The sequence below is a fragment of the Actinomycetota bacterium genome (assembly GCA_035540895.1).
Lineage (GTDB): Bacteria > Actinomycetota > JAICYB01 > JAICYB01 > JAICYB01 > DATLFR01.
Genome location: DATLFR010000182.1, coordinates 1 through 6,991, shown reverse-complemented (window position 1 = coordinate 6,991; position 6,991 = coordinate 1). Strand labels below are relative to the sequence as shown.

The 6,991-nt window shown below is 70.2% G+C and carries 9 protein-coding genes; 2 read left to right on the top strand and 7 right to left on the bottom strand.

What is annotated here, in order from left to right:
* Nucleotides 1-122: 4-hydroxy-tetrahydrodipicolinate synthase (locus tag VM840_10490; GenBank protein HVL82006.1), on the bottom strand; the 122-nt coding region annotated here is incomplete at its 3' end.
* Nucleotides 123-492: 370 nt separating this feature from the next.
* Here VM840_10490 and VM840_10485 point away from each other — a divergent pair.
* Nucleotides 493-1,128 (top strand): response regulator transcription factor, encoded by a 636-nt coding sequence (locus VM840_10485; GenBank protein ID HVL82005.1) that lies wholly within the window; start codon nucleotides 493-495, stop codon nucleotides 1,126-1,128.
* On the opposite strand, the gene VM840_10480 is transcribed toward VM840_10485, so the two are convergent.
* From VM840_10480 to VM840_10455, 6 genes are read right to left on the bottom strand one after another with little or no spacing between them, the layout of a single operon-like run.
* Entirely contained in the window at nucleotides 1,102-1,632 is a 531-nt protein-coding gene (locus VM840_10480) for a GNAT family N-acetyltransferase (GenBank protein HVL82004.1), read from the bottom strand. The two genes, VM840_10485 and VM840_10480, sit on opposite strands and share 27 nt — an antisense overlap.
* A 2-nt stretch (nucleotides 1,633-1,634) precedes the next feature.
* A complete protein-coding gene (locus tag VM840_10475) occupies nucleotides 1,635-2,141 on the bottom strand; it encodes a MaoC family dehydratase (GenBank protein ID HVL82003.1) in 507 nt (168 codons plus the stop codon).
* 10 nt (nucleotides 2,142-2,151) lie between these two features.
* Nucleotides 2,152-2,817, bottom strand: coding sequence for a maleylpyruvate isomerase N-terminal domain-containing protein (locus VM840_10470; GenBank protein HVL82002.1), 666 nt, complete (start codon nucleotides 2,815-2,817; stop codon nucleotides 2,152-2,154).
* Nucleotides 2,817-4,007 (bottom strand): acyl-CoA dehydrogenase family protein, encoded by a 1,191-nt coding sequence (locus VM840_10465; protein HVL82001.1) that lies wholly within the window; start codon nucleotides 4,005-4,007, stop codon nucleotides 2,817-2,819. The genes VM840_10470 and VM840_10465 overlap by 1 nt, the downstream gene beginning before the upstream one ends.
* A 13-nt stretch (nucleotides 4,008-4,020) precedes the next feature.
* On the bottom strand, nucleotides 4,021-5,187 hold the full coding sequence (locus VM840_10460; protein ID HVL82000.1) for a GAF domain-containing sensor histidine kinase: 1,167 nt from the start codon (nucleotides 5,185-5,187) through the stop codon (nucleotides 4,021-4,023).
* A 48-nt stretch (nucleotides 5,188-5,235) separates the two neighbouring features.
* Nucleotides 5,236-6,183 (bottom strand): CoA ester lyase, encoded by a 948-nt coding sequence (locus tag VM840_10455; GenBank protein HVL81999.1) that lies wholly within the window; start codon nucleotides 6,181-6,183, stop codon nucleotides 5,236-5,238.
* Nucleotides 6,184-6,285: 102 nt separating this feature from the next.
* On the opposite strand from VM840_10455, the gene VM840_10450 reads away from it, so the two are divergent.
* Nucleotides 6,286-6,991: LysR family transcriptional regulator (locus VM840_10450; protein HVL81998.1), on the top strand; the 706-nt coding region annotated here is incomplete at its 3' end.

The following is a 6,991-nucleotide window of genomic DNA, read 5'->3' as shown; positions in this document are numbered from 1 at the left end:
TCGCAGCCCGAGTCCACGAGGTGGCGGGCGAGCCGCTGCGCCTCGTCGACGTCCAGAGCGAGGTCGTCGTCGCGGAACGGGGTGACCATCGCAGTAACGACCCGGCCGAATCGCGCGCTCATCGGTCCTCCTTGCGGCTCGACGCGTGGCACCCGGACGCGCGGGATGCGCCCCCGGGGGCCGAGTCTAGCGCCGGCCGCTCACGCGCAGAACATAACACGAGCCACAGACAACACATGCAGAACAGGAGCAACAACGCGCGCAGGACCAGCGCTTGGTGGCCTCTGCGCGGCCCCCGCCGGCGTAGGTGACCCCGGACAGGGCGGCTGAGGGCCCCCGGAGGCGCTCGCACCTGTCCCGCCGAGCTAGGTGTCACCAGCGGGCGCTGCAGGAGTGGGTCATACGGCGTGCGGGACACCACCCGTCCGGGTCATGCGGCACCGCCGCATGCGCCCTAGCGTCTCCGCAGGACGAGGAGGCGGTATGGATCCGATGCGGATCGTCATCGTCGACGACCACGCCGTGGCGCGGACCGGGCTCCGCCTGATGGTGGGAGAGGCGGCGCAGATCGTGGGTGAGGGCGAGACTGGGCGCGACGCGGTCCGGCTCTGCGAGGAGACCGAGCCCGACCTCGTCTTGCTCGACCTCCAGATGCCGGAGATGGGCGGGCTCGAGGCGCTGGCCCTGATCCGGTCCCGCCACCCCGCGACCCGCGTTCTCGTGCTGACGGTCGACGAGGATCCCGAGACCGTCCGCTCGGCGGTCCGGGCGGGTGCGTCGGGGTACGTGTCCAAGTCTGCGGGTTCGAGGGAGATCGCCGAGGCGCTCCGGGTCGTCCGGGACGGCGGGACCTACATGAGCCCGGACATCGCCGGCGGTGTGATGCGCGGGTTCGTCGGGGGAGGACGGGAGACCGCCAACGGCCCCCGCCTGACGCCGCGGGAACGGGAGACGCTCGCGCTGCTCGCGCAGGGCTTCAGCGCCCGCAGCATCGCGATCCGCCTCTCTATCACCGAGCGGACCGTGAACACCCACATCACCCACTGCTACCGCAAGCTCGGGGTGAACAACCGGGTGGACGCCGTCCTGGCGGGGATGCGGCTACGGCTCGTCGACGTCCCCGCCTAGGTCCAGCACGTACCGGACCTCTTGCAGCCGGGCTCCCTTCCGCCGCTCCACCTTCTCGGCGCCGTCGGGCACCCACCCGTCAGCCTCGTAGAACCGCCGCGCCCGGGAGTTCGTGACGAGCACCCAGAGGGTGGCCCTGGCGAAACCGCGGGCGCGGAGCTCGGCCACGCAGGCCCGCAGCAGCGTCCGGCCGGCTCCCTGCCCCCATCTGGCGGGGTGCACGTTGATGACCATGAGCTCCCCCGTGCCGGGCTCGGCGTCGGGGTCGCGGGACGGACCGACGACGGAGAGGGCGGAGACGGTCCCCTCCTCCTCGACGACCAGGACGCGTTCGGCCGGACGGTCCTCGCTCAGCCTCTGCCTCCACTGGAGCCGCCGCTCGGAGACCGACAGGGCGTCCAGGAACGGGTCCGGGAGCTGGCCCCGGTAGCCGTGCTGCCAGGCGAGGACGTGCAGCTCCCCCATGGCGTCGGCGTCCGCCGGGACGGCATCCCGGACGACCATGCTCAGCCGCGCTGCACCTGCGGACGCGCCGGCTGGTCGGAGAACGCCTCCCGGGTCGGGATCATCACCTTGCGGACGAACTCGCAGACGATCTTCCCGTCCTGGTTGTAGGCGATCGTCCGGACCTTGACGATCCCGCGGTCCGGCTTGCTCTGGGAGGGGTTCACCTCGAGCACCTCGGTCTCCGCGTAGATGGTGTCGCCGTGGAACACGGGGGCCGGGTGCCTGAGGTTCTCGATCTCGAGGTTGGCGATCGCGTTGCCCGACACGTCGCGCACGCTCATCCCCAGCGCCAGGGAGTAGACCAGGTTGCCGACCACCACGTTGCGCTTGAACTGGCTGACGTTCTCCGCGTAATGCGCGTTCGTGTGCAGAGGATGGTGGTTCATCGTGATCATGCAGAAGAGGTGGTCGTCGTACTCGGTGATCGTCTTGCCGGGCCAGTGCCGGTACACGTCGCCGACGTTGAAGTCCTCCAGGCACCGACCGAACGGTAGCTCCTGCGTCATGGCCTTCCTTTCATCGGATGATCGGGAAACGATCGGCGAGGGAGCCGAGCGTCCACCTCTCGTTAGGGAGCAGGTCACGCCGCCCGGTCGCCGTGAGGATGAGGGTGCGGGGGGTCCAGCCCAGGGAGACGGGCAGCGGCTCCCCCACGATCGTGTCCAGCACGGAGACGATCAGCTCCGACGCCTCGCGGGCGAGCCTCTCACCCCTGGCGAGGGCGTGGCCGAGGTCCATCGTGTGGACGCCGGACTCGAGCACGGCGACCGCGGCCATCTCCCGGACCTCGATCCCGACCTCCTCGGTGCCGACGAGGTCGACGGGATCGCGGTCCAGCGCGTCGGTCAGGCCATGGGCGGCCTTCAGCGTGAAGTCACGGATCCGCTCGCCCGGCTGGTCGCCGGCCGCCTCCTTCGTCAGCTTGGCGATGATCGGGCTGCGCTCGTCGGGGTCACGCAGGGTCCACCACCGGACACGGTCGTGGGTCCGCGCGGGAGCCGGGCCCGCCCCCACGAGCGAGGCGTAGCGGGAGAGCGCGCCCCCCAGGTGGGCGGTCAGCTCCCGCACGTCGAACTCCGTGCAACGGGTGGGCCGTCCCCACGCCCCGGGCGCGATGTCGTCCAGGACGCCCTCGAGCTGGACGACCTGGGCGCGCAGCGCGTCGAGCTCCGGGTAGGACATCAGACCTTGTACCGCTCGAGGAGCTGCCGGCCGATCACCCTCTTCTGGATCTCCGACGTCCCCTCTCCGATCAGGAAGAAGGGCGCGTCGCGGTACAGGCGCTCGACCGTGAACTCCTTCGAGTACCCGTACCCGCCGTGTATCCGCAGGGCCTCCGTGACGACCTCCACGCACGCCTCCGACGAGTACAGCTTCGCCATCCCCGCTTCCAGGTCGGTGCGCTCGCCGCGGTCCTTCTTGCGGGCGGCCGCCATCATCAGCTGCTTGGAGGCCTCGATCCTCGTGGCCATGTCGGCCAGCTTGAACTGGATGGCCTGGTGCTGGGCGATCGGCTTCCCGAAGGTCTTGCGCTCCTGCGCATAGCGGATCGCCTCCTCGAACGCGCGGATCATCACCCCGATCGCTCGAGCGCTGACGTTCACCCGGCCGATCTCGATCCCGGCCATCACCTGGTAGAAACCCTGCCCCTCCTGGCCGCCGAGGATGTTGCCGACCGGCACCTCGTACCCGTCGTAGATCAGCTCGGTGGTCTCGACGCCCTTGTAGCCCATCTTGTCGATGTTGGGAGAGACCTCCAGGCCCGGCATCTTCTCCGCCCCGGGCTCCTTCTCCGCCATCAGCAGGGCCATGCCACGCGAGGGCGGGTCGGCGTCGGGGTCCGTCTTGCACAGCAGGGAGACGAGCCCGGACCGGAGGCCGTTCGTCACCCACATCTTCGTGCCCGTCACCCGGTAGACGTCGCCGTCGCGGACGGCCCGGCACCGGATGGCCTGGACGTCGGATCCGGCCTCGGGCTCGGACATCGAGAGCGCCGCGCGCAGCTCCCCCGTCGCCATCCTGGGCAGGTAGCGCTGGCGCAGCTCGTCCGGACCGTAGGTCTCGATCTGCCAGGCGGCCATGAAGTGGGTGTTCAGGATCCCGGAGAGGGACATCCACCCTCGGGCCAGCTCGACCACTACCAGCGCGTAGGTGGTGAGCGACTCCCCGATCCCCCCGTACTCCTCGGGGATCTTCAGCCCGAACAGACCGAGCTCCTTCATCTTCTCGACGATCTGGTCCGGGTACTCGTCGCGGTGCTCCATCTCATCCGCGACCGGCATCACGTCCTTCTCGATGAAGTCGCGCACGGTGGAGACGATCTGTTGCTGCACGTCTGTGAGCTCGAAGCCCGACCAGTCGGTGATGGACATCCTGCTCCTCCTGTCAGTCCGTGCCCGCGATGGGCAGGGAGACCGTGAACGTGGACCCGATGTCCTGGTTGCGGCGCGCGGTGACGGTCCCTCCCATCGCCTCCACCAGGTTGCGGACGATGTGGAGCCCGAGACCGACCCCCGGCGTCCGGTCGTCGGCGCGCGTGAACGGCTGGAAGACGTCCGCGCCCTCCGGGACGCCCACGCCCTCGTCGCGCACCTCGACGACGCCCCAGCGGGGCTCGCGCCGGACCGTCACGGCGATCGTCCCGCCGTCGGGGCTGTACTTCACCGCGTTCTCGACGAGGTGCCCCATCACGTCGGCCAGGGCGCGCTCGTCCGCGCGCACCACGACGCCCGGCTCCGTTCCGACCGAGACGGTGTGCCTCTCGGACATCCCGCCGAAGGGGGCGGCTATGGACCCTATGACCTCACCGAGGTCGAGCTCCTCGGGCTCGAGCTCGGCCGCGAGCACCTCGGCGCGCGCCTCCTGGAGCATCTCATCGAGCTGGCGGGCGAGTTGACTGGCGGCGGTGTCCACGTGCTCGAGAGCCGTCAGCCTCTTCTCCGGCTCGAGAGCGTCCCACCGGCGGCGCAGGATGCTGGCCCAGCCGCTCACGACCGAGAGCGGGGTCTTCAGCTTGTGCTCGGCCACGGCCAGGAAGCGCGCCCGCTCCTGGATGCGCGTCTCCGCTCGCTGGGCCCGGTCCCGCTCCTGGGCGAGCGCGCGCTCCCGCGCCACCTGATCGGCGATGAGCCGGCTGAAGAGGGCCATGACCTCCTGGGCCTGCCGCTCGACCGCCAGGCTGCGTCCACTGGCCCCGCAGAGGGTGCCGAACAGCTGCTGGTCGGACGTGATCACCGGGACGCTCACGTAGGTCTGGATGCCCAGGTCTCGGGCGGCCTGGCTGTCCCCCCACACGTCGGGGACGTCGGTGGTCACGGTCCGACCGGACTCCAGCGCGCGGCGGCACAGGGTGTCCGACCAGTCGACCCTCAACCCCTCCGGGATCTCGAAGTCGTCCGGGTGGAGGTTGTTCGAGTACAGGATCTCCTGCACGTCCTCGTCGGCGTCCACCCGGGTCAGGTAGGCGGAGTCGAGCCCGGTCATCCTCTGGAGCAGGTCGAGGAGGGGCCGGGTGAGGCTCTCGAGGTCCTCCCCGCGGCCGGCCGCCGCCACCTCGGCGGCGGAGATCTGTTCGGCGGGTTGCGGCTCTATCGGCTCCCCCTAGGCGCGTGAGCGTTCGAGACGGGCCGCGCGGCCGCGCGCGGCGTGGACGGCGGCCATCTTACGGGACGCCTCGTCGATCATCTCGTCCCCGAACATGACCGCCCCGCGCTTCTCCTCGTCCGTCGCCTTCGCGTAGGCCTCGATGATGTCCTCGGCCCGGTCGTACTCCTCCTGGGAGGGGGCGAACACCTCGTTGAGCACCGTGACCTGGTCGGGGTGGAGCGCCCACTTCCCGTCGTATCCGAGCGCCCGGGAGCGCTTGGACACCTCCCGGAACCCGTCGAGGTCACGGATCTTCGCGTAGGGACCGTCGATGGCCTGCAGGTTGTTGTTGCGCGCGGCGACGAGGATCCGCATGAGGATCCAGTGCCAGTGGTCTCCCGGGTAGTCCTGCACGATCTCGCCCACCGTCGAGTGGGGCATCCCCATCGCCGCGGCCATGTCGCCGGGGCCGAAGATCAGCGTCTCGAGCCGGTCCGAGGCGGCCGCGATCTCGTCGATGTTGGTCAGCCCGAGGGCGTTCTCGATCTGGGCCTCCAGCCCTATCCGCTTCGAGAAGCCCTTCGTCTCCTCGATCATGCGCAGGAGGTTGGCCACGAAGACGACGTCCGAGGCGTACTGCACCTTCGGGATCATGATGCAGTCGAGCCGCTCCCCAGCCACCTCGACCACCTCGATGATGTCTCGGTAGCACCAGCTGGTGTACACGCCGTTGATGCGCAGGACGACCGTCTTCGTCCCCCAGTCGTTCTCGTTCAGGGCGGCGATGACGTTCTGACGGGCGGACTCCTTCTCGGCCGGGGCGACGGAGTCCTCGAGGTCCATGAAAATCTCGTCGGCGGCCAGGGTCGGCGCCTTGGCGAGCATCTTCGGGCTGGAAGCCGGGACGGACAGACAGGACCGCCGCGCCCGCAGCTTCACGTCACCGGCCGTGATGTAGGACATGGTCTCCTCCGCGATCGGACTCTGTGGGAGCAGATTGTCCCGCCCGGACCGCCATAACGTCCAATACTGGTTCTGGTGCATAGCCATGCATAGGATGCATGGATGGACATCGACGACTTCGAGGCCGTCCGGGCGGTGATCCGGGCCGGGACCTTCTCGGCCGCCGCGGACGAGCTCTCGGTCTCCCAGCCCGTCCTGTCGAGGCGCATCGCCCGCATCGAGCGGGAGCTCGGTGGACGGCTGTTCGACCGGCTCCCCCGGCAGGCCGCCCCCACCGCGCTGGGTACGGCCGTGGCGGCGGCCGGGGCGCGCCTGGTCTCGGAGCGGGACCGGGCCCTGCAGGAGGCGTCCGCGATCGCCCGCGGCGCAGCGGGCCGCATCCGGATCGGGAGCCTGGCCGGAGGGATCGGGATCCTGGCGCGCGGCATCGCCGCCTTCCGCGAGAGGGAGCCTGACGTCTGGGTCGAGGTGCGGTCCCTCGGGGTGGACGCGGCCGTGCGCGCGCTGCGCGACCGGGAGGTGGAGCTCGCCACGCTCCCCGGATCTGTCATCGAGCCGGACATGCGGTCGCGGAAGCTATCCCGGTGGCGGCCCGTCCTGGTCGTGCACCCGGACCACCCGTTCGCGGAAGCCGCCTCGGTCTCCATCTCCCAGCTCGCGACCGAGCCGGTCCTCATGCTGGCTCCCGAGTTCATGGTCGCCCGCTACGTGATGGAGATGGCCGAGAGGGCGGGGGTCCGGCTCGTCCCCCGCCTCACCGACGCGACCCCCGAGGCGGTCACCTCGTTCGCGAGGCGGGGGCTGGGGG